Below are 22543 nucleotides of genomic sequence, written 5' to 3'. Positions count from 1 at the left end.
TTGGCCATGCTGGAAGAACTATCGAAAGCCGGGCGCTACCTCGGGCAAACCATGCGGCTGATGGTGGGTTTGCCTGAGTACGGCACTTACGTGACGCATATGGAAAACACCCATCCTGGTGAACCGATGATGAGCTACGAAGAGTTTTTCAAGGAACGCCAGGAAGCGCGCTATGGCGGCAATGGCCGGGTTGGCCGCTGTTGCTAGCTGCTTAAAAATTAAGCGTCCTGTGGAGATGTTTGTGCCGACCGGTTCGCCGGCCGGCATTTTTTTCGTCCAGCGTTCAGCCTTTCAGTTGACCGTTATAAGCGCCTGGCGCCGGTTGTGCTTGTTGCGCACTGTGATACAGGCTGACAACGCGCAGCAGGCGACCGATGAACATGCCGTTAAAGACGCCATAAAGTGTGCAGACAACAGCTGTAAATGCGCCATCGTGTGCCAGTGCAGGATGTATCGCCAGCGTCACGCCAACCGTATATTTGGTCAGGAAAATTCCCATCATCAGTATCAATGGCAGCCAGCTACCGCGCTGGAACACCACGCCACGCTCCGGATAGGCAATGACGCGATCCTTCCTGAACAGGCGCCAGTTCAAGCTCGCAGCGACAGTTGCCGCCAGCAGCCAGCACAGCATAGGCGGCGGCGTGACGCCGAACACAGTGGACACGCCCTGCCAGGACAGCGCCAGCATTACCAATGGAATAATCGACAGTTTTTTCAGCGTCAGTTCGCGATCGACGCTGGCCAGGATGCCGCGATAGATCAGGAACGCCAGTAGCGCCCAGACCCAAAGCGGTGTGTGTGAAATGATTTGTACAAGCATGTCGTTCTCCGGTTGATTGATCTGCGGCGATTATCTGGTCGCCGCAGAGGCGGGAAAAGCGGAAAGCGACGAAATGCAGGAATACGTCGTGAATCGACAGTTGGAGAGGATGGCGCACCACCTTGGCGCGCTGCCCCCGGTTGCCAGAACCCTAGCGGATTTCTGCCGAATACTGGAAACGCTCTGCCGGCACAAAAGATGTGCGCCATTCAACCGGTTCACCGGCGTGATCCAGCATCAGCCGTTCGACACAGATCGCCACGGTCTTGGTTTTCAGTTTGAACACGGAAGCATTGGCCCGGTTCAGCGGTTTCGCTGTCAAGTCGTCGATGGCACGCGAGACCAGCACATCGCATTCGCTCTCATAGACGGGATACAGGGATGCCGGAGAATTGCTTTTTAGATATTTCTGCAACTTCCTGAAGCGCGCAAGCGGCAGCCAGATATGTTCCGACAGCACGATTTCATCATCGAAAGAACGGGTGCGATGCAGATATAGCGCTTTGTCGCGCGGCTTGAGCTTGAGTTTATCCGCCACCGCAACGGGCGGTATCGCGGTCGTCATCGAACGAATCTGCGCGGTCGGCAGCTGGTTTTCAGCTTTGCCGTGTTGCCGCACGAAACGCAGCATCGATGAGCGTTCGGCAGCGCGCGCGACGAATGTCCCGCGTCCGCGCACGCGATCGACGACGCCATCGGTGACCAGCGCGTCCAGCACCTTGCGCATGGTGCCGACTGCAATTTCATATTCGGCGGCCAGTTTGTCCTCGGACGGCAGCGCTTCATCAGCGGCCCAGCTACGCAAAGCGATCCTTTGGAGCAGATCGTCACGGACTTGCAGGTAGCGCGGCAAGCGTGGATCAGACCCGTTTTCTGGCGGGAGAGACGCGTTTTTTTTCAGGAGAGACGTATTTTTTTTCGAGAGAGACGCGTTTTTTTCAGAGAGAGACGCATTTTTTTGAGAGAGAGGCGTTTTTTTTGCGCTTTTTTTGATCGGCATTAACAACATTTCAAACTTGGAACGGGTCCGCAATTTACCAAGTTCCAGCTGTTTTTACAATACATATGTGAATCTCTACTTCTATACAGAACCAGAGATTCACAAATTGATTCAATTCTGATTCAGCGCGATGCGTGCCGGACGCGGCTTGCGCTCGGCCAGCCACAACAACAGGATCGCCACTCCCGAATAAATCCAGTAGTCGACCGGCACACCGCCAAGCCAATGCTTATGCCACGGGACATCGGCCGGATTGAAACGTCCCAGTCCATATGCCGGGTTGAGTACAAACCATAGCCAGTCCTCACTGATCCAGAACACCATGATGGACGCCATGATCCGGGCTTCGCCGCGCCAGTCCCAACTGCCGTTGAACCAGATCGGATAGTGGAACATCAACGCAATGAAAGGAAAAATCCAGGCGTGATAGCCGGTCATGGCGCGGCCGCCCCAGAAGATGTCGAGCAGCCAGTGATGTTCGATACGCCAGGTCGGCAAATTGGCGGCCCAGCCGGCGGCGCCCTCGATCTGGATTTCGACATTGGCGAAAAAAAAGGCAGTCAGCACTGCCCAGAACAGCATGCCGAGCAAGCGGCGAAAAGGTGTAGTTGCGGTCATGTCGATACCGTATGAAATTGAGAATCGAGTTTGCTGAAGACAGTTTGCAGCACTGCGCGGCCGGCATGCGGGCGGCCCAACGTCAGGCTGTGCTGCCGCAAGCGTTGAAGTTGTTCCGGCTGTTGCAGTAGTTGCTGGACCCGGAACGCCAGTGCGGTCAGGTCGATCGCTTTCAGCGCTGCGCCCTGTTCCAGCAGATAGTCGGCGTTACGTTCTTCCTGGCCCGGGATTGGCGAGTGGATGATCATCGGTACCCCCATCGCCAGGCATTCTGAGGTAGTCAGGCCGCCTGGTTTGGTAATCGCGAGATCGGCACACGCCATCAATTGTTCCACATGGTGGGTAAAGCCGAAAGGAAACAGGCGGCGCGGATGGGCAGCCGCCAATTGCTGCAGGTTGCCCAGTAGCGCGGCGTTTTTACCCGCCAACGCCACCAGCTGAAAATCGTCGCCCAGCTCCAGCAGCCGTTGCACGGTCTTATCGAGATCGCCGATACCGGCGCCGCCCGACATCATCAGGATAATCTTGCGGTCGGGATCCAGGCCGAATTGCTGCGCGCACCGCCGGCGATCCAGCGGTTGCCCGAATCCCGGCATGATCGGGATACCGGTCACGTGTACCGCGTCGGCCGCCAGGCCGCGCGCCCGCATGCGATAGGCGATTTCTTCGGTGGCGGCAAAGTAACCGCGCATCAGCGGTTGCAGCCACATGCTGTGCAAATCGAAATCCGTAACTTGTACCCAGACCGGGCACACCACACGCTGGCTGCCGATTTCGCGCGCCAGCAATTCGGCCGGCAGGAAGTGGGTGCAGATGATGGCGTCCGGCGCTGCCGCCTGGATCGCGGCACGCAAGGGGCGCGTGCTGATGCGTTCAATCGCGCGCCGCAATTTTTGCGTTGGCGAGTTGGTCAGGGCTTTGTCGCTTTTTTGGTAAACATAACCCCACAACGCAGGATGGCGATTCACCAGATGCAGATAAAAATCGGTATACACCGCACGGAATCCGGCCGGCACGTAATCCATCGCGTCCAGATGGATCGCTTCGGTGTCGGGGAATTCGGCGGCGGCATAGGCCTTGAGCGCTTCGGCGGCGCGCATATGGCCGGCACCGGCAGAGACGCTTAACAGTAATAGTTTACGAGGGCGCGGGGCTTTGACTGACTTATGAATAATATGCTCCGGCCATCATCGGTTTGCTGCCGGTAATGCAAAAGTGACTACTTTCAAGCATACTCCTTGCAATCTGCATTCGGATTTTTACCGGGCACTCCTGCCCGATCACGCTGATGATAGGGATAAATCGGCGCTGAGTAAAATGACATTTATGACAAACAATCCCTGTTTCAGAAAGAACGTGATGCCCGCTACTCGCAAACCGCTGGACGGTTTGGCCATGAGCCTGATGTTGATGCTGTGCCTGTGCTGGGGGCTGCAACAAGTTGCAATCAAAGTGGCGGCGCCCAGCATCTCGCCGATCCTGCAAAACGGCTTGCGCTCAGCGGTTGCGGCGGTGCTGGTGAGCGGCCTGATGTGGTGGCGCGGCAGTAAATTTTCGCTGACCGATGGCACCTTCTGGCCGGGTCTGGCAACCGGCTTGCTGTTTGCCGGCGAATTCCTGTGCGTCTCCATCGGTTTGAACTACACCACCGCTTCGCACATGTCGGTGTTCGTTTACACCGCGCCGATTTTCACCGTGCTGGGTTTGCACTGGCTGGTGCCGGGCGAGCGTTTCGGCGTCACCCAATGGCTAGGTGTGATTGCCGCATTTGCCGGGATTACCGTGGCGTTCGCCGGTGGCTTTGAAGCCGGCGCCGGTTTCAGCCGGATGCTGATCGGCGATGCGTTGGGCGTGCTGGCCGCCGTGTTCTGGGCCGCCACCACGATCATGATCAAGCGCAGCGTCCTCACCAACGCCTCTCCCAGCATGACATTGTGGTACCAGTTGGTGATAGCCGCATTGTCGCTGCCGCTGGTGGCCCTGGTTTCGGGGCAGACAGAAGTGGCGCCGTTGACCGGCATCATGTGGGTGAGCCTGGTGTTCCAGTCGCTGATCGTCGCTTTCGGCAGTTTCCTGGCCTGGTTCTGGATGTTGCGCCGCTATCTTGCTTCGCGGCTGACGGTGTTTTCTTTCCTGACGCCGTTGTTCGGCGTCAGTTTCGGCGTGTTGCTGCTGGGGGATCCGATCGGGTTGCCGTTTGTATTCGGCGCGTTGCTGGTGTTGAGCGGGATTGTGCTAGTGAATTGGCAACGCGGCTAATTGCTGCATATCAGTTTTGTAGGGTGGGCACGTATGCCCACGCGTGACCTCAAATTCACCAACACGCCTATCCGAGAACACGTGGGCAAAAAAACTTGCCCACCCTACCCGACTACAATTGTCAGGCCTTGAAAATCCCTTCAGAAACCAACTCTTGCAACGGCTTGCGTGGGCTTGGCTCTTCCTTGGCGCGCAAACCTTCCGGCAACATAGCTTTATCGCCGATCTTGCCGATGGCTACCGCAGCTTCAATCGCGAAATTGGCCGGGATGTCCAGTTCCTTGCGCGTTTTTTCCTTGTCGAAACCGGCCATGCCGTGCGCATGCCAACCAGACAAACTGGCTTGCAGCGCCAGGTAACCCCAGGCTGAACCGGCGTCGAAAGAGTGGGTTGGCATCGGCGACTCTTCGCTGCTGCCCGGTGGCGCAAAGGTGGTTTTCGACAAGATGATCACTAATGCCGCGGCATTTTCCGCCCAGCTGCGATTGAAATCGTTGAGCAAAGGCAGCAGTTTGTTCCAGTGCGGTGTGCCGCGGCGTGCGAACACGAAACGCCAAGGTTGCGAGTTATAGGACGACGGCGCCCAGCGTGCCGCTTCCAGAATGGTCAGCAATTCTTGTTCGGAAATCTCGTCATTGGCATAGGCGCGTGGCGACCAGCGGCTGAGGAATTGCGGATGGGCAGGGTGGTCGGCTACACGGGGTGTGGACTGGGTCATCAAGGTTCCTGTAGATAAATAAGCAAGGCAAAACGAGGCGGCCGATGACGTTTCAAAAATGTTTCAGAAACATGTCAGAAACGCCACGACCGAGACGCAGCATCTTAGCAGCAGTTTTTGATGCTTGCAGCGCGTGGCCGGATTTACGGGATGTCGTCATCCACACGGGCAAGCAGGGTGAAGATTGCCCCGCCAAGCCGGTATAATCGAGAATAATCAAGTAAATGGGGCAGTCCCATAGACTTTTCGCATAAATCCAGTACGGTCCCCGTACTATTGACCACCTATCCTATGCTCGCACCACAGAAACAACAGATCATCGACCTTTTCAACGCTGCCTTGCAGCCCATTATTGCCGGCAGCGAATTGCAGCCGACGGTGACGCTGGAGCGTCCGCGTGACCCGTCGCATGGCGACGTCGCCTGTAATATCGCCATGCAACTGGCCAAGCCGCTGAAAAAGAACCCGCGTGAACTGGCGCAAGCTTTGGTGGCGGCGGTGCTGGCCAGCACCGAACACCGCGATCTGATCGAAACCGCTGAAATCGCCGGCCCCGGCTTCATCAATCTGCGTTTGACAGCGGCGGCCAAGCAGCAAGTGGTCAAGACCGTTCTGCAAGAGGGCGCCGACTACGGCAAGAGCAAGCTTGGCGCCGGCAAGAAAGTGTTGGTGGAGTTTGTTTCCGCCAATCCGACCGGGCCTTTGCATGTGGGCCACGGCCGTCAGGGCGCGCTCGGCGATGCCATGTCCGCACTGTTCGAGGTGCAAGGTTTCGATGTCACCCGCGAGTTTTACTACAATGACGCCGGCGTTCAGATCGCTACCCTGACGACTTCTGTGCAGGCACGCGCCAACGGCTTCAAGCCGGGTGATGCCGCATGGCCGGAAAGCGCCTACAACGGCGATTACATTGCTGATATTGCACAGGATTTCCTGGCCAGGAAAACGGTTGCCGCCAGCGATGGCGAACCGGTCACCGCCAGCGGCGACATTAACGATATCGAGTCGATCCGCAAGTTCGCCGTCGCTTACCTGCGCCGCGAGCAGGATCTGGATTTGCTGGCCTTCGGCGTCAAGTTCGATAACTATTACCTGGAATCGTCGCTGTACAAAGACGGCAAGGTCAATGCCGCCGTCGAGGCCCTGATCGCAGCCGGCGTCACCTATGAGCAGGATGGCGCATTGTGGCTGCGCACCACCGACTACGGCGACGACAAAGACCGCGTCATGAAGAAGTCCGACGGCACCTACACCTATTTCGTGCCCGACGTTGCCTACCACATCGTCAAATGGCAGCGCGGCTTCGGCAAGGTCATCAATGTCCAGGGCAGCGATCACCATGGCACGATTGCGCGGGTGCGCGCCGGACTGCAAGCCGTCAACATGGGAATTCCGCAAGGCTATCCCGACTACGTGCTGCACAAGATGGTGACCGTGATGAAGAACGGCGAGGAAGTGAAGATTTCCAAGCGCGCCGGTTCGTATGTCACGGTGCGAGACTTGATCGAATGGTCGTCTGGCGAAGATGGCGCTGCCGATGGTGCGCAGGACAAGGACGCGCCGCGCGACCTGACCCGCGGCCGCGACGCCGTGCGGTTCTTCCTGATCTCACGTAAGGCCGATACTGAATTCGTGTTCGATGTCGATCTGGCGTTGGCCAAATCCGACGAAAATCCGGTCTACTACGTGCAATATGCCCATGCCCGTATCTGTTCGGTGCTGGCGCAATGGACCGGTGACGAAGCCAGCCTTGGCACAGTCGACCTGAGCCCGCTGACCGCGCCGCGCGAGGCCAGCCTGCTGGCCAAGCTGGCGGAATATCCGGATATGCTGCAGCATGCGCTGGAAGAGCTGGGGCCGCATCAGGTCGCGTTTTATCTGCGCGATTTGGCGGGTGAGCTGCATAGCTACTACAATGCTGAGCGGGTTCTGGTTGACGATGAAGCGCTCAAGATGGCGCGCCTTGCCTTGATGTACGCAACCCGCCAGGTGTTGCGCAACGGCTTGGCGCTGATCGGCGTATCGGCGCCAGCCCGCATGTAATGTAAATCTGCAATCGGCGATCTCTGGCAGCCGCTGCCGGAGACGGTCTGTAAATCTGCAATCAGGATGTCATTGGGAAAGTATGAGCAAACTTAACAACAAGCAAGCTGGCGGTACCTTACTGGGCCTGATTTTCGGCCTGATTATCGGATTGGCGATTGCCGTCGTAGTGGCGATCATGATCACCAAGACGCCGACGCCGTTTACCAACAAGACTACCAAGACCGATAAAACACCAGAGGTCGCTACCGCGCCGGCTGCGTCGACATCGACAGCGCCATCGAACGATCTGCCGGATCCGAATAAGTCGCTCTACGGTAACAAGGATGCGGCGAAGGAAGCAGCCAAGGCGTTTACTCCCCCGGCTACCACTCCGACACCGAGTGCGGACGGCACGCCGCCGCCAAGCGCTGCCGCAGAGAAAAAGCTGGATGCCCTGGTTGCCAAGGCACAGGAAAGCAAGTCGCCCTCTATCGTTGATAAATCCACTGCCGACAAGACCAAGAAAGCGGCCGGCGACATCGCCGAAGCCAAAACCAAAGCTGCCGCAGCCGACGACAACTGGATTTATTTCCTGCAGGTCGGCGCCTTCCGCGAGCAGACCGAAGCCGAAAGCGCCAAGGCCAGACTGGCTCTGATGGGTTTCGAAGCCAAGATCAGCGAACGCCAGGCCGATACCGGTTCTTTGTATCGGGTACGGATCGGGCCATTTAATCAGTTGGAAACAATGAACCGGATACGCGGAAAGTTGTCAGATAACGGCGTTAATGCAGCGGTGGTACGTGCTGCGAAATAAGAAACTTCGAAGAAACTTCGAAGAAACCTCGAAGAAACTTCGAAGAGGCTTCAGTTATAAGTAAATGAATGTTTTTGTTTGTAATTTATGCGTTTTGTTTAATCTAATCGGTTGGGAATAGTGTGATTCGGCACAATGCACAATGCTAAGTCCGGTGATTTTCGCACTCTGTTCCGCACATAACTTGCTTCGCAATTTAATAAAAAAGGATATTTCATGCGTTTTTTTCAAAAAGCCTTGGCTGTCGCTGGTCTTAGTCTGAGTTTCGGCCTGCTTGCCGTCAGCGCAAGTGCATCGCCGACCAACCCGGTTGCCGGCGCCGAATACAAAGTTCTCGATAACCCGCAACCTACCGATTCCGGTATCGGGAAAAAAGTCGAAGTAACAGAATTTTTCGGGTATTTCTGCCCACATTGCAATGCGCTCGAACCGACGCTGGAAGCATGGGTAGCAAAGCAAGGCGACAAGATTTCTTTCAAGCGTGTGCCGGTCGATTTCGCTATCGACCCTGCAAACCCGAACCAGCAGCAACCAAAGTCACCGTACGTTCCACAGAAAAAGCTGTACTACGCGCTGGAAGCCATGGGTAAGCTGCCTGAATTGCACGCGAAGGTTTTTAACGCGATCCACGTACAGCGCCAGCGCCTGGATACAGACAGCTCTGTCACCGATTTCGCGGTGAAGCAAGGTCTCGACAAAGCCAAGTTCCTGGATGTGTACAATTCGTTCGCAGTGCAAACCAAGGTCACCCGCGCCGCCCAGTTGCAAAATGCCTACAAGATCGACGGCGTGCCAACGCTGGTGATTGACGGTCGTTACGTAACCTCGCCATCGATAGTCAGCGTTACTCCTGGCGCCGGCAAAACCGAGCAGGAACTGTTCAAGTCCACCTTGCAAGTGATGGACAGCCTGGTGACCAAGGCCGCCGCAACCAAGAAATAAGTAAGCTGAAAAGCCAGCTGCAAATCAAACTGACCGTCACGGTCAGTCGGCAGCAGATCTTGAAAAGTCCGCCTCTCGCAAGAGGGCGGGCTTTTTTATCGACGTAAAAGGCACTCCCATGAAACGTGTATTCATCACTGGTGCTTCCAGCGGCATCGGGGCCGCACTGGCGCAATATTATGCAGAGCAGGGCGCAACACTGGGGCTGGTAGCCAGGCGCCAGGCGGTGCTGGAGCAATTGCTGGCGGGTTTGCCGCATCCGGAACGGCATCGCCTGTATGCGCTGGATGTCAACGATCATGCTGCCTTGACTGCCGCCGCCGAAGATTTCATCGCCGCCGGCGATGGTGTCGATGTGGTGATCGCCAGCGCCGGGATTTCACAAGGTACCTTGACTGAATATGCCGAAGACCAGCAAGTGTTTGAGCAAGTGTTTGCCACCAATGTGCTGGCTACGGTCGCGACCTTTACGCCATTTATCGCCACCATGAAACGCCAGGCACGGGCCGGGCAAACCGATTTGCGGCTGGTCGGCGTTGGCAGCGTGGCCGGCATTCGTGGCTTGCCGGGCGCCGGCGCCTACAGCGGATCGAAGGCTGCGGTGATCGGTTACTGCGAGTCGCTCAGGGTGGAGTTACGCGCCAGCGGCATCAAGGTGGTTACCATCGTCCCGGGTTATATCGACACGCCGATGACCCAGGTCAATCACTACAAAATGCCGTTCCTGATGCCGGCGCGGCAGTTCGCCGCCAAGACCGGCGCTGCTGTCGCGCGTGGCAGCAGCTATCGGGTGATTCCGTGGCAGATGGGCGTTGTCGCCAAGTTGCTACGTTTGTTGCCGAACTGGCTGTACGACATGGTGTTTTCTAAAGCGCCGCGCAAGGCACGTAAAACCATCAACTAATCAGAGCACATGGATTTCCATAATTTTTTCTTATTCGTACTGACGGAATTCGCGCTATCGGCGTCACCGGGGCCGGCGGTCATGCTGGTGGTTGCCTACGGCATCACGGTCGGCTGGAAGAAAGCGATTTTCGCCATCTTGGGGATACTTACCGCCAATGCGATCTATTTCACCATTTCGGCGACTGGCTTGGGCGCCTTGATCGTCGCTTCGCATACCTTGTTCAGCGTAGTGAAATGGCTGGGCGTGGCGTATCTGGCGTATCTCGGCTTGTCGGCAATATTCGGCCGGCCTTCGCCGATCACCGCTTCCAAGCTGGATAACCGCAACGCCTCCGGCTGGAAAATCTGGTTCAGCGGCCTGACGCTGCAACTGGCCAATCCCAAGGCGCTGATTTTCTTCATCGCCATCTTGCCGCAATTCCTCAACCCGTCCGCGAATATCCCGATGCAAATGATCTGGCTGGCGGCCGGTTCGATCATTCCGGAATTCTTCATCCTGATCGGCTACGCTGCCCTCGCTGGAAAAATGCAAACCATCGCTACCCGGCCGAGTTTTGCGCGGATTACCGACCGCGTCGCCGGTAGCCTGATGCTGGCGGTAGCGATGATTGTGGCGGCGATACCGTAGGGTGGGCACAAAGGCGTGCCCACCCTACCTGGCTTCTGCGCTGAAACGGTAAACCTGATCCGCATCCAGCCGCCGTTTCAGCACGCCGTCAAACCACAACTTGTGCAAATGCGCCAGCGCTTCGCCCAGCGCGAAAGTCATTTGATGCGCATCCAGCGGCCGCCGGAACATGATCGGCACGATGTCGCTGGCCGACTGCGGCGCCGCCGTGCAGGCTTCCACTACCTCCGCCAGCCGCTCCCGATGGTGTTGCTGCAACTGGTCGATACGGATCTGCAAACCGCGGAACGGCTTGCCGTGCGATGGCAGGACCAGCGTAGTGGTCGGCAGAGCGCGGTATTTTTCCAGTGAATCCATATATTGCTGGACCGGATTCGATTCCGGCTCGATCGCAAACACCGAGACATTGGTGGAAATCCGCGGCAACACCATATCGCCCGAAATCAGCAGATCCAGGTCAGCGCAATACAGCGCCACATGTTCCGGTGCGTGGCCGAAGCCGGTAATTACGCGCCATTGGTGTTGGCCGATGCGCAGCTGCTGCTGGTCCGCTAGCCGATGATAGGCCTGCGGTACCGCGGGCACCATGTTCGGATAGTAGGATTTGCGCTGAGATACCTTGGCGATGACCTCAGGATCGTGCATGCCATGCTGCTGAAAATGCGGCAAGGATGCGCTGCCGTCAGCACCGGGCAGCGCCGCCGACATGATGCGCGCAGAAAGATATTCGCCGCCGCTCATCCACAACGGTGCTTGCCAGCGGCTGCACAGCCAGTCTGCCAGGCCGACGTGATCCGGATGGCAATGGGTGACCAGCACCCGCAATACCGGCAAGCCGCGCAACTCACTTGCAAAAATGGCATCCCAGGCGGTGCGCGTGGCATCGTTGGCAATGCCGCAATCGACGATGGTCCAGCCGTGGCGGATACCTTCCTCGGTTTCCACACTGTCTTCCAGCAACCATAAATTGATGTGATCCAACGCAAACGGCAAACCCATCCGCAGCCAGTGCACGCCGGGCGCGACTTCGAGGGTGGCGCCGCTGGCCGGCAAGGTGTCGCCGAATGCATAGCTGAGCTGGGCTTCGAGTGCGTTCATGGGGGGATTCTTTCTTTTTTGCAATGCTAGTAGTTTTTCGGTGTTTTCATTTTCCGTAAGCGCGCCTACAATGTGCTTTACGTTAACGTTAACTGCCATTGTACCTAAACCAGCAATTCTTGTTCTGCCACCCTGAGACCATGCCGACTTACACCATCACTGAACTTGCCCGCGAATTTGACATTACCCCCAGGGCGATCCGTTTCTATGAGGATCAGGGTTTGCTGAGCCCGAAGCGGGACGGTGCCGGCGGCCGCAACCGGGTGTATGCCGCCCGCGAGCGCACTCGCCTGAAGCTGACCTTGCGCGGCAAACGGCTCGGGCTGACGTTGTCGGAAATCAAGAGCCTGGTCGATATGTACGACTCGCCCAAGGATTCGACGCCTCAGCTGGAACTGTTTCTGAGGGTGCTGGCGCGTCACCGCGAACATCTGGAACAGCAACGCGAAGATATAGAAGTGACACTGGCAGAAATTACCGCGCACGAGGATGAGTGCCGCCGCCTGCTGAGCAGTGGCGAGCTGAGCGATCACGTCGCACCATGACTTTACTAACCAAGCGTAGGGTGGGCACCTGTGCCCACGCGGAATTCAAACCCACCTATATTGGCCTTAAATAACGCGTGGGCAGAAATACCTGCCCACCCTACAAATATATTAAAGGAGACAACATGATCCACTTACCCGGTTTAACGTTCGATCACGGCGAAGATATCGACGCATTACGTAGTGCAATCCAGGAATTCGCCGCCGTGGAAATCGCTCCGCGCGCCGCGGAAATCGACCGTAACGACCAGTTTCCGATGGATTTATGGAAAAAAATGGGCGATCTCGGCTTGCTCGGCATCACCGCTGAAGAAGAGTACGGCGGCAGCGGCATGGGTTACCTGGCGCACATCATCGCCTTGGAAGAAATCTCACGCGCTTCGGCTTCGGTCGGCCTGTCTTACGGTGCCCACTCGAACCTGTGCGTCAACCAGATCAAGCGTAACGGCAGCGCCGAGCAAAAAGCCAAATACCTGCCGAAGCTGATCTCCGGCGACCACGTCGGCGCCTTGGCGATGTCCGAGCCGAATGCAGGTTCCGACGTGGTCAGCATGAAATTGCGGGCCGAACTGAAGGGCGATCGCTGGGTGCTCAACGGCACCAAGATGTGGATCACCAACGGTCCCGATGCGGACGTGCTGGTGGTCTACGCCAAGACCGATCTGGAAGCCGGCGCGCGCGGCATGACCGCCTTCCTCATCGAAAAAAGCTTCAAAGGCTTCAGCGTGGCGCAAAAACTGGACAAGCTCGGCATGCGCGGTTCGCACACCGGCGAGCTGGTATTCCAGGATTGCGAAGTGCCTGCTGAAAACGTGCTGGGCGGACTGGGCAAAGGCGTCAATGTGCTGATGTCCGGCCTGGATTATGAGCGCACCGTCCTTTCCGGCGGCCCGCTTGGCATCATGCAGGCGTGTATGGATGTAGTCGTCCCTTACGTGCATGACCGCAAGCAGTTTGGCCAGTCCATAGGCGAATTCCAGCTGATGCAGGGCAAACTGGCCGATATGTATTCGACCATGATGGCTTGCAAGGCATATGTATACGCCGTCGGCCAGGCATGCGACCGCGCCAAGACGCCCGCCGCAGCCCGCGCCTTGCGCAAGGATGCAGCCGGAGCAATCCTGTATTCGGCCGAAAAAGCTACCTGGATGGCGGGCGAAGCGATCCAGGCGCTGGGCGGCAACGGTTACATTAATGAGTATCCGGTGGGACGCCTGTGGCGCGACGCCAAACTGTATGAAATCGGCGCCGGCACCAGCGAAATCCGCCGCATGCTGATCGGCCGTGAACTGTTTGCGGAAACTTGTTAGTTAGTTAAATAATTAATTTAATTGCATTTTTGATATAAAGGCAACAGCGTCAAGCACATGACTTCACTGCATATTCAGACTGCATTACTGCGACACCCGCAACTTTCCGTCGCGCTCGACAAGCAAGTTTTGCTGAAGATGGAAAACACGCAGCCGGCCGGCTCATTCAAGCTGCGCGGGATCGGCTTGCTGTGCCAGCGCGCGGTGGCCGGCGGCGCCAGCCATCTGGTTTGCCCTTCAGGCGGCAATGCGGGCTTTGCAGCGGCGTTTGCCGGCGCGGCGCTGGGCGTCAAGACGACTATCGTAGTACCGGCAACCACCGCTGCAGAAGTTTGCCAGCGTATCCGGGATATCGGCGCCGAGGTGATCGTTCATGGCGGTGTGTGGGATGAAGCCAACCAGCTGGCGCTGAAGCTGTGCGAACAGCCCGGAGCCGTTTATATCCCGCCCTTCGATCACCCCGATATCTGGGACGGCAACGCCACCATGATCGACGAAGCGGTACTGCAGGCGCGCGAGCTCGGGGTCGATTTCGATGTCGTCATCTGCTCGGTCGGCGGTGGCGGTTTGATGAGCGGCGTGTTGAGCGGTTTGCATCGTAACGGCTTGGCGCATATCCCGTTGATCGCAGTAGAAACTGATGGCGCCGCTTCACTGAACGCCGCAGTGCGCGCCGGTGAACTGATGACATTGCCGGCGATTACCTCGATTGCTGGCACTCTTGGCGCCAAGCGCGTGGCCGATGCGTGTTTTGCCTGGACCAAGCGGCATGAAGTGCACAGCGTAACGGTCAGCGATGCCCAGGCGGTCGCCGCCGCGCTGGCATTTGCCGATCAGATGCGCACGCTGGTGGAACCGGCATGCGGCGCGGCACTGGCTGTGGCCTACGAAAAACTGCCGGTGCTGGCACCGTATCAACGGCCATTGATTGTGGTGTGCGGTGGCATCGGCGTCAGCCTGGCGATGCTGGCTGGCTGGAAGGAACGGTTCTCGCTGTGATTACGTCGCCAAACTTTCCAAAATTACTGTCGTCGCAGATCGCTTTCGATACTGCGCGCATGATATTGGACGGTTTCGACAAGCATTACCGTTTGTTCCGCGAAGCCAGCCTGCTGGCCAAGCAGCATTTCGAAGCCGCCGACTGGAAAACCGCGCAACTCGCCGCGCGCGAGCGGATCGGTTTCTACGACGCGCGCGTGCATGAATGCGTGCAGGCGCTGGAAGACGAATACGATCAAAACGATCTGACCGACGAGGTCTGGCGTGAGGTGAAGCTGCATTACATTGGCCTGCTGACCGACCACAAGCAGCCGGAGCTGGCCGAGACCTTCTTCAACTCGGTCTGTTGCAACATCCTGCATCGCGCCTATTTCCATAACGATTTCATTTTCGTGCGGCCGGCAGTGTCGACTGAATATATCGACACCGATGAGGCCTTGCCTACCTACCGGGTGTACTACCCGGCCAAGGATGGCTTGCATTACACGCTCAAGCGCTTGATTACCAACTTCCAGCTGCAGCGGCCGTTCGCAGACCTGGACCGCGATGTCGCAATGGCTGAAGAGCGCATAGCGAAAGCTTTCGGCGAGACGGCGTTGGAGCCGAATCACCAGATCCAGGTGCTGTCGAACCTGTTCTACCGTAACAAGGGCGCTTACGTGGTCGGCAAGATGATCAACGGCCCGCGCGAGTATCCGTTTGTGGTGCCTATCCTGCATGACCGGGATGGCAAGCTGGTGCTGGATGCGGTGCTGTTCGACACCAAGATATTGACGGTCCTGTTCTCTTTCACGCGCGCCTATTTCATGGTCGACATGGAAGTGCCGTCAGCCTACGTACAATTTCTGCGCAGCCTGTTGCCAAACAAGCCACGTAGTGAAATCTACACCATCCTGGGTTTGCAAAAACTCGGTAAAGCATTGTTTTATCGGGATTTCCTGCGCCACCTGCGGCATTCGTCGGATCATTTTGAAATCGCCCCGGGGATTCGCGGCCTGGTGATGGTGGTATTCGCCTTGCCGTCGTTTCCGTACGTGTTCAAGGTGATCAAGGATTATTTTCCGGCGCCGAAGGAAACCACCAATGCGCTGGTCAAGGAAAAATACCTGCTGGTCAAGCATCATGATCGGGTTGGCCGCATGGCCGATACGCTGGAATATTCCAGCGTGGCTTTTCCGCGCGCGCGTTTCTCCGACGAGCTGTTAGCAGAATTGAAGCGGGTAGCACCGTCGGTGGTCGAAGAAGATGGCGACGAAATCGTCATCAAGCATCTGTATATCGAACGGCGCATGGTGCCGCTGAATATCTATCTGAACAACGCCGAGAAAAACAACGACCAGGCTGCGCTGGAGCATGGCATCACCGAATACGGTAACGCTATCAAGGAACTGGTCGCGGCGAATATCTTTCCTGGTGACATGTTGTACAAAAATTTTGGCGTGACGCGTCACAATCGTGTCGTGTTTTACGACTATGATGAGATTGAATACATTACCGACTGCAATTTCAGGACTATCCCGCAGCCGCGTAACGAGGAAGACGAAATGTCTGCCGAGCCCTGGTATTCCATCGCCAAGAACGATGTCTTTCCGGAACAATTCGGTGTATTTCTTCTCGGTAATCAAAACGTCAAGAAATACTTTATCAAACATCACGCGGATCTATTGACCCAGCAATATTGGCAACAACACAAGCAGCACATTCTTGAGGGGCATTTCGACGATGTGTTCCCGTATCCGCAAGAATGCCGTTTTACCTACGTACAAAGTTGATTGACCGGTAACAGACGCAAGAAATCGAACCATCCGAACCATTTTATTTTTGACCAACCAGGCAGCAAAGCCGTTCTGGCGAATCGCAGGACAAAGCCGGTGATTCCTGAAGCGGTTTACAAAGTTGTCGTAATCTGGAGAAGTAACATGAATGACCCAATCGTTATCGTCGGTGCAGCACGTACTCCAATGGGTGCGTTTCAGGGTGATTTTTCAGCATTGACCGCCAGTGACCTGGGCGCCGTAGCGATCAAGGCTGCAGTTGAGCGCGCCGGGCTGAAGCCGGAGCAGGTCGACGGCGTGTTGTTTGGCAATGTATTGCAAGCCGGCCAAGGCCAGGCGCCGGCACGGCAGGCAACAATCAAAGCCGGTTTGCCGGTTTCTACCAATGCGGCCACCATCTCCAAGGTGTGCGGTTCGGCGATGCAAGCCACCATGTTCGCTTTCGATGCCTTGCTGGCAGGGACCAATGAAGTGGTGGTCGCCGGCGGCATGGAGTCGATGACCAACGCCCCATACCTGATTCCGAAGGGACGCAGCGGCTATCGTATCGGCCACGCCACGATTTTCGACCATATGATGCTGGACGGCCTGGAAGATGCGTACTCCAAGGGCGAAAGCGGCGGCGGCCGTTCGATGGGTACTTTCGGTGAGGAATGCGCTGCCAAATACCATTTCAGCCGTGCCGACCAGGATGCGTTTGCGATTGCATCGGTACAGCGTGCGCAAGCCGCTACTGCCGACGGTTCTTTCAAGTGGGAAATCGCGCCGGTGACCGTCACCAGCCGCGCCGGTGAAGTGGTGATCGACAAGGACGAAGGTCCGCAAAAGGCCAAGATCGACAAGATCCCGTCGCTGCGCGCAGCGTTCAAGAAAGACGGCACCATCACGGCGGCTTCGTCGTCCTCCATCAACGACGGTGCTGCGGCGCTGGTGCTGATGCGCGAATCGACTGCCAAGAAACTCGGCTGCACGCCGATTGCCCGCATTCTCGGCCATGCCAGCCATTCGCAAGAACCGGAATGGTTCACTACCGCACCGGTAGGCGCGATTGAAAAGCTGTACAAGAAAGTCGGCTGGAAGAACAGCGACGTCGATCTGTACGAAATCAACGAGGCTTTTGCCGTGGTGCCGATGGCAGCGATGAAAGAACACGATATTCCGCACGACAAGATCAATGTCCACGGCGGCGCTTGTGCTCTCGGCCATCCGATCGGCGCTTCCGGCGCGCGCATTATCGTTACCCTGCTCGGCGCGTTGAAGGCAAAGGGCGGCAAGCGTGGCGTGGCATCGCTGTGCATCGGCGGCGGTGAAGGTACTGCCATCGCAGTCGAACTGGTTTGACGGGGTGCAACTAGTCCTGATGTAACTGAGTAGCAGGCATCAAATGGATCAGCGGTTTTCGCGAACTTTCCGCGAATTCACGCTGATCTTTGTTATCGGTCTTCGCGAATTGCAATAATCGCAATAGTCGCAATAACAATTACCATTTCAGACAGGGCACAAGAAGATGGCTGCAGCGATTGATTTCTACTTTGATTTTTCTTCTCCGTACGGCTACTTTGCTGCCACCCGTATCGATGAACTGGCGGCAAAATACAAGCGCGATGTCGAATGGCATCCGATCCTGCTTGGTCCGGTATTCAAGACCACCGGCTCGACACCCTTGCCGCAAGTACCGATCAAGGGCGATTACTCGTTCCACGATTTCGAGCGCAGCGCGCGATTTCACGGCATCCCGTACAAGCGTCCCGGCGCTTTCCCGATTTCTACTCAGGCAGCGGCACGCGCGGTGCTGTGGGTTCGTGGCAAACAAGGTGAAGACAAGGCCATCAAATACGCCAAGCAGATTTACAAAGCGTATTTTGTCGACGGCACGAATATCGCCGAGCCGATGAATCTGCTTGAGATCGGCCATCACAGCGGCATCGACACCACTGGCCTGAGCGATGGCATCAACAGCGTGCCGATCAAGAATCAGCTGAAAGCGGAAGTCGACCTGGCGATGGCGCGCGGCGTGTTCGGCTCGCCGTTCATGATTGTCGATGGCGAGCCATTCTGGGGTTTCGACCGTTTCGACCAACTCGAAGCATTTCTGAGGGATGGCAAGATTTGAAGAATAAGGCAGGTGACTGCCCTTGCGGTGGCGGCAATTACGCACAGTGTTGCGGCCGTTATCACAATGGCAGCGAGGTAGCGCCGACCGCACTGGCGCTGATGCGCTCACGTTACAGCGCCTATGTCATGGACAACGGCGCCTATTTGCAAGCGACCTGGCATCGCAATACCAGGCCGACAGAACCGATTGTGGCAGAAGCCGGGCTGAAATGGCTGGGGCTCGAGGTTCGCAAGCATCAGGCCGACGGTGACAGCGCCATCGTGGAATTTGTGGCGCGTTACAAGATCGGCGGCCGTGCGCAGCGCTTGCACGAAGTAAGCCGCTTTGTGCGCGAGCGTGAACCTGGCACAGAAGACCAGCCACGCTGGTTTTATGTAGATGGCAGTTTCCCTGAAAAATAAAAATCATTGCGGGAAGCAGTAGAAGGTCCTAACAGGAGACAAGATTATGACGCAACTGAATTCCAGCATCGATCGCGGCAGTCAGGATATCCCGCTGATCGAACAGACCATCGGCCGCTTTTTCGACGAGATGGTGGAGCGGGTCGCCGACAATGACGCACTGGTATCGCGTCATCAGCAGATCCGCCTGAGCTATCGGCAACTGCAAAGTCAGGCCCGGCAGCTGGCCAGCGCCATGCTCAAGCTCGGGCTGCAGCAGGGTGACCGTATCGGTATCTGGTCGCACAACAATGCCGAGTGGGTGTTGACGCAACTGGCTACGGCCTACGCCGGCATCGTGCTGGTGAATATCAATCCGGCGTATCGCGTCAGCGAGCTGGAGTATGCGCTCAACAATGTCGGCTGCAAGGCGCTGATTTCGATGACCAGTTTCAAGACCAGCGATTATCTGGAGATGATCCGCACGCTGGCGCCTGAACTCGAGCACGCCATTGCGGGCAGCTTGCAGGCAGCGCGTCTGCCGACCTTGAAAACCGTGATCCAGCTTGGCTCCGATGCGCAGCCGGGCATGTTGCGTTTTGCCGACTTTATCGCCAGCGGCGATTCGTCCGATCCGCAGCTGGCAGAGATCGCCAGGCAATTGCAAGCCAGCGATCCCATCAACATCCAGTTCACCAGCGGCACTACCGGCTTTCCGAAAGGCGCGACGCTGACCCATCGCAATATTCTTAACAATGGTTTTTTCATTGGCGAAGCGATGAAGCTGACCGCGCGGGACCGGCTCTGCATCCCGGTGCCTTTGTATCACTGCTTTGGCATGGTGCTCGGCAATCTGGCCTGCCTGACGCACGGCGCTACGATTGTTTATCCGAGCGACGGCTTCGAACCGTTGTCGGTGCTGCAGGCAGTGCAGGAAGAACGCTGCACCGGCTTGCACGGCGTGCCGACCATGTTCATCGCGGAACTGGATCATCCGCGCTTTGCCGAATTCGATTTGTCGACGCTGCGCACCGGCATCATGGCCGGATCGCCATGTCCGATTGAAGTGATGAAACGTGTGGTGCGCGACATGCATCTGGCGCAAATTACCATCGCCTACGGCATGACCGAAACCAGCCCGGTCAGCTGCCAGAGCATGACCGATACACCGCTCGAGAAACGCGTTTCCACGGTTGGCCGGGTTCAGCCGCACCTGCAGGTAAAGATCATCGATCCGGAATCGAGCGCGATCATGCCGATCGGCAGTTCCGGTGAGTTATGCACCCAAGGTTATTCGGTGATGCACGGTTATTGGGGCGATGAAGAAAAGACGCGCGAAGCGATCGACAGCGAAGGCTGGATGCATACCGGCGATCTGGCAACCATGGACGCTGAAGGCTACGTCAATATCGTCGGCCGCATGAAGGATATGGTGATTCGCGGTGGCGAGAATATCTATCCGCGCGAGATCGAAGAATTTTTATATCGTCACCCGGCGATCCAGGATGTGCAGGTGGTCGGCGTGCCGGATCAGAAATACGGTGAAGAACTATGTGCCTGGATTATCTTGCGTCCCGGGCAAACCGCGGACGAACAATCTGTGCGCGATTTTTGCCAGGGCCAGATCGCGCACTACAAGGTGCCGCGCTATATCCGCTTTGTCGATGCCTTCCCGATGACGGTGACCGGCAAGATTCAGAAATTCAAGATCCGTGAAGCGATGAAGGATGAGTTGAAAATCAACGATATCCACACCGCATAAAGGAAATTAGATAGATCCGTCATCCCCGCGAACGCGGGGATCCAGGTTGCCGTATTAAATTGGATTCCCGCGTTCGCGGGAATGACGGGTCGCCGAGACAGGGTCGCCAATGACGCGACGGGTTTTTGGGTAACGCATAAGAAGCTGTTTCACATACCAGACACAAAGGACATCGCAATGCCCCAGTTAGAAAGCAAGCTGAACACACGCAGCGAAGAATTCCAGGAAAATGCCAGCGCACTCAATTTGCTGGTTGACGACTTGCGCCAGAAAGTCGCGCAGATCGCCGAGGGCGGTGGTGACGCTGCACGCAAAAAACATGTGGCGCGTGGCAAGTTGCTGCCGCGCGAGCGGGTGCAGATGCTGCTTGATCCTGGCACGCCGTTCATGGAATTTTCCCAGCTGGCGGCTTATCACGTCTACAAAGATAAAGATGGCAGCGATGCAGCGCCCGCCGCCGGGGTGATTACCGGCATCGGCCGTATCGCGGGGCAGGAATGCGTAGTGGTCTGCAACGATGCAACCGTCAAAGGCGGCACCTACTATCCGCTCAGCGTCAAAAAACATTTGCGGGCGCAAGAAATCGCCGAGCAAAACAATCTGCCTTGCATCTACCTGGTCGATAGCGGCGGCGCCAACTTGCCGAATCAGGATGAAGTGTTCCCGGATCGCGACCATTTCGGCCGCATCTTCTACAACCAGGCCAACCTGTCCGCCAAAGGCATTCCGCAAATCGCGGTGGTGATGGGCTCGTGCACGGCAGGTGGCGCCTATGTGCCGGCGATGAGCGACGAGTCGATCATCGTCAAGAACCAGGGCACGATTTTCCTGGCTGGCCCGCCACTGGTAAAGGCTGCAACCGGCGAGGTGGTGAGCGCCGAAGACCTGGGCGGCGGCGATGTCCATACCCGGCTGTCCGGCGTGGCCGATCATCTGGCGCACAACGATATGCACGCGTTGTCGCTGGCGCGCACTATCGTCTCCAACCTGAATCGCCAGAAGCCGCAAGGTCCGCTGTTGCGTCCGGTAGTCGAGCCGAAGTATCCGGCGCATGAACTGTATGGCGTGATTCCGCTCGATACCCGCAAGCCGTTCGATGTACGTGAAGTCATCGCGCGCATCGTCGACGGCAGCGAGTTCGATGAATTCAAGGCGCGCTACGGCACCACGCTGATTTGCGGTTTCGCCCATATCTACGGCATGCCGGTCGGCATCGTCGCCAACAACGGGATTCTGTTTTCAGAAGCGGCCGTGAAAGGCACCCACTTCATCGAACTCTGCTCGCAACGCAAGATCCCGCTGGTGTTCCTGCAAAACATCACCGGCTTCATGGTCGGCCGCCGCTACGAAAATGAAGGCATCGCCCGTAACGGCGCCAAGATGGTGACGGCGGTGGCAACCACTGCGGTACCTAAGCTGACAGTGATCATCGGCGGCAGCTTCGGCGCCGGCAACTACGGCATGTGCGGCCGCGCTTATTCGCCGCGTTTCCTGTGGATGTGGCCGAACGCCCGCATCTCGGTGATGGGCGGCGAACAGGCCGCCGGTGTGCTGGCAACCGTCAAGCGCGACGGCATCGAAGCCAAGGGCGGCAGCTGGAGCGCGGAAGAAGAAGAAGCTTTCAAAAAGCCGATTCGCGACCAGTACGAACATCAAGGGCATCCGTATTACGCTTCCGCCCGCTTGTGGGATGACGGTGTGATCGATCCGGCCGATACGCGCCGGGTGCTGGGGTTGGGTTTGAGCGCAGCCTTGAATGCGCCGATTGCGGAGACCAGGTTCGGCGTGTTCCGGATGTAAAGCCACATGGCGAACAGAAAACCAT

The 22543-nt window shown here is 57.2% G+C and carries 22 protein-coding genes; 16 read left to right on the top strand and 6 right to left on the bottom strand.

The features are described 5' to 3' along the window. Positions 1-6: 6 nt before the first annotated feature. Positions 7-207: a YbdD/YjiX family protein gene (locus KHU29_RS16405; protein WP_041742732.1), complete on the top strand. Its 201-nt coding sequence runs from the start codon at positions 7-9 to the stop codon at positions 205-207. A gap of 76 nt (positions 208-283) precedes the next feature. Here KHU29_RS16405 and KHU29_RS16400 read toward each other — a convergent pair whose 3' ends face one another. The 4 genes from KHU29_RS16400 to KHU29_RS16385 all read right to left on the bottom strand — a co-directional run bounded on the left by KHU29_RS16400 (position 284) and on the right by KHU29_RS16385 (position 3541). Then, entirely contained in the window at positions 284-823 is a 540-nt protein-coding gene (locus tag KHU29_RS16400; protein ID WP_211453842.1) for a DUF6622 family protein, read from the bottom strand. A 151-nt stretch (positions 824-974) separates the two neighbouring features. Then, complete coding sequence (locus KHU29_RS16395) at positions 975-1676, bottom strand: GntR family transcriptional regulator (protein WP_246542144.1); 702 nt, start codon at positions 1674-1676, stop codon at positions 975-977. Between the two features lie 258 nt (positions 1677-1934). After that, entirely contained in the window at positions 1935-2441 is a 507-nt protein-coding gene (locus tag KHU29_RS16390; protein ID WP_211453838.1) for a hypothetical protein, read from the bottom strand. Further along, the gene (locus tag KHU29_RS16385; RefSeq protein WP_211453836.1) at positions 2438-3541 is read right to left on the bottom strand and encodes an MGDG synthase family glycosyltransferase; all 1104 of its coding nucleotides are present in this window, start codon (positions 3539-3541) and stop codon (positions 2438-2440) included. Before KHU29_RS16385 ends, KHU29_RS16390 begins: the two co-directional genes overlap by 4 nt. Positions 3542-3800: 259 nt before the next feature. On the opposite strand from KHU29_RS16385, the gene KHU29_RS16380 reads away from it, so the two are divergent. Beyond that, complete coding sequence (locus tag KHU29_RS16380; protein WP_211453835.1) at positions 3801-4700, top strand: DMT family transporter; 900 nt, start codon at positions 3801-3803, stop codon at positions 4698-4700. Between the two features lie 121 nt (positions 4701-4821). Here KHU29_RS16380 and KHU29_RS16375 read toward each other — a convergent pair whose 3' ends face one another. Beyond that, entirely contained in the window at positions 4822-5418 is a 597-nt protein-coding gene (locus tag KHU29_RS16375; RefSeq protein ID WP_211453834.1) for a nitroreductase family protein, read from the bottom strand. A gap of 291 nt (positions 5419-5709) precedes the next feature. On the opposite strand from KHU29_RS16375, the gene argS reads away from it, so the two are divergent. From argS to KHU29_RS16350, 5 genes are all read left to right on the top strand, one after another. Beyond that, positions 5710-7461, top strand: a complete 1752-nt coding sequence (gene argS, locus KHU29_RS16370; RefSeq protein WP_211453833.1) for an arginine--tRNA ligase — start codon at positions 5710-5712, stop codon at positions 7459-7461. An 82-nt stretch (positions 7462-7543) separates the two neighbouring features. After that, positions 7544-8257 carry an SPOR domain-containing protein gene (locus KHU29_RS16365; protein ID WP_211453832.1) on the top strand — a complete coding sequence of 238 codons (714 nt, stop codon included), beginning with the start codon at positions 7544-7546 and terminating at the stop codon, positions 8255-8257. 216 nt (positions 8258-8473) lie between these two features. Further along, entirely contained in the window at positions 8474-9199 is a 726-nt protein-coding gene (locus tag KHU29_RS16360; protein ID WP_211453831.1) for a thiol:disulfide interchange protein DsbA/DsbL, read from the top strand. Between the two features lie 118 nt (positions 9200-9317). Further along, the gene (locus KHU29_RS16355) at positions 9318-10103 is read left to right on the top strand and encodes an SDR family oxidoreductase (RefSeq protein WP_211453830.1); all 786 of its coding nucleotides are present in this window, start codon (positions 9318-9320) and stop codon (positions 10101-10103) included. A 9-nt stretch (positions 10104-10112) separates the two neighbouring features. Further along, on the top strand, positions 10113-10733 hold the full coding sequence (locus KHU29_RS16350) for a LysE family translocator (protein ID WP_211453828.1): 621 nt from the start codon (positions 10113-10115) through the stop codon (positions 10731-10733). A gap of 24 nt (positions 10734-10757) precedes the next feature. On the opposite strand, the gene KHU29_RS16345 is transcribed toward KHU29_RS16350, so the two are convergent. Continuing rightward, positions 10758-11831 (bottom strand): MBL fold metallo-hydrolase, encoded by a 1074-nt coding sequence (locus KHU29_RS16345; RefSeq protein WP_211453826.1) that lies wholly within the window; start codon positions 11829-11831, stop codon positions 10758-10760. Positions 11832-11971: 140 nt separating this feature from the next. Here KHU29_RS16345 and KHU29_RS16340 point away from each other — a divergent pair, with 140 nt between their 5' ends. The 9 genes from KHU29_RS16340 (at position 11972) to KHU29_RS16300 (ending at position 22518) form a co-directional block, all read left to right on the top strand. Continuing rightward, a complete protein-coding gene (locus tag KHU29_RS16340) occupies positions 11972-12376 on the top strand; it encodes a MerR family transcriptional regulator (protein ID WP_211453909.1) in 405 nt (134 codons plus the stop codon). Between the two features lie 125 nt (positions 12377-12501). Further along, entirely contained in the window at positions 12502-13686 is a 1185-nt protein-coding gene (locus tag KHU29_RS16335; protein WP_211453824.1) for an isovaleryl-CoA dehydrogenase, read from the top strand. A gap of 57 nt (positions 13687-13743) precedes the next feature. Beyond that, positions 13744-14685 (top strand): pyridoxal-phosphate dependent enzyme, encoded by a 942-nt coding sequence (locus KHU29_RS16330; RefSeq protein ID WP_211453823.1) that lies wholly within the window; start codon positions 13744-13746, stop codon positions 14683-14685. Continuing rightward, a complete protein-coding gene (gene aceK / locus KHU29_RS16325) occupies positions 14685-16457 on the top strand; it encodes a bifunctional isocitrate dehydrogenase kinase/phosphatase (protein WP_211453907.1) in 1773 nt (590 codons plus the stop codon). Before KHU29_RS16330 ends, aceK begins: the two co-directional genes overlap by 1 nt. Positions 16458-16604: 147 nt before the next feature. Beyond that, complete coding sequence (locus KHU29_RS16320; protein ID WP_092438703.1) at positions 16605-17801, top strand: acetyl-CoA C-acetyltransferase; 1197 nt, start codon at positions 16605-16607, stop codon at positions 17799-17801. Between the two features lie 166 nt (positions 17802-17967). Beyond that, a complete protein-coding gene (locus tag KHU29_RS16315) occupies positions 17968-18573 on the top strand; it encodes a 2-hydroxychromene-2-carboxylate isomerase (RefSeq protein WP_211453821.1) in 606 nt (201 codons plus the stop codon). Beyond that, the gene (locus KHU29_RS16310) at positions 18570-18977 is read left to right on the top strand and encodes a YchJ family protein (protein WP_246542142.1); all 408 of its coding nucleotides are present in this window, start codon (positions 18570-18572) and stop codon (positions 18975-18977) included. The genes KHU29_RS16315 and KHU29_RS16310 overlap by 4 nt, the downstream gene beginning before the upstream one ends. A gap of 46 nt (positions 18978-19023) precedes the next feature. Next, the gene (locus KHU29_RS16305) at positions 19024-20718 is read left to right on the top strand and encodes an AMP-binding protein (RefSeq protein ID WP_211453820.1); all 1695 of its coding nucleotides are present in this window, start codon (positions 19024-19026) and stop codon (positions 20716-20718) included. Between the two features lie 177 nt (positions 20719-20895). Next, entirely contained in the window at positions 20896-22518 is a 1623-nt protein-coding gene (locus tag KHU29_RS16300; protein WP_211453819.1) for a carboxyl transferase domain-containing protein, read from the top strand. Positions 22519-22543: the final 25 nt, after the last annotated feature.

Origin of the sequence: Collimonas antrihumi, assembly GCF_018304965.1 — a bacterium.
In the GTDB taxonomy this organism is placed as follows: Bacteria; Pseudomonadota; Gammaproteobacteria; order Burkholderiales; family Burkholderiaceae_D; genus Collimonas; species Collimonas antrihumi.
Note: the sequence above shows the minus strand (reverse complement) of the source record. Positions and strands in the feature narration are given on the sequence as shown.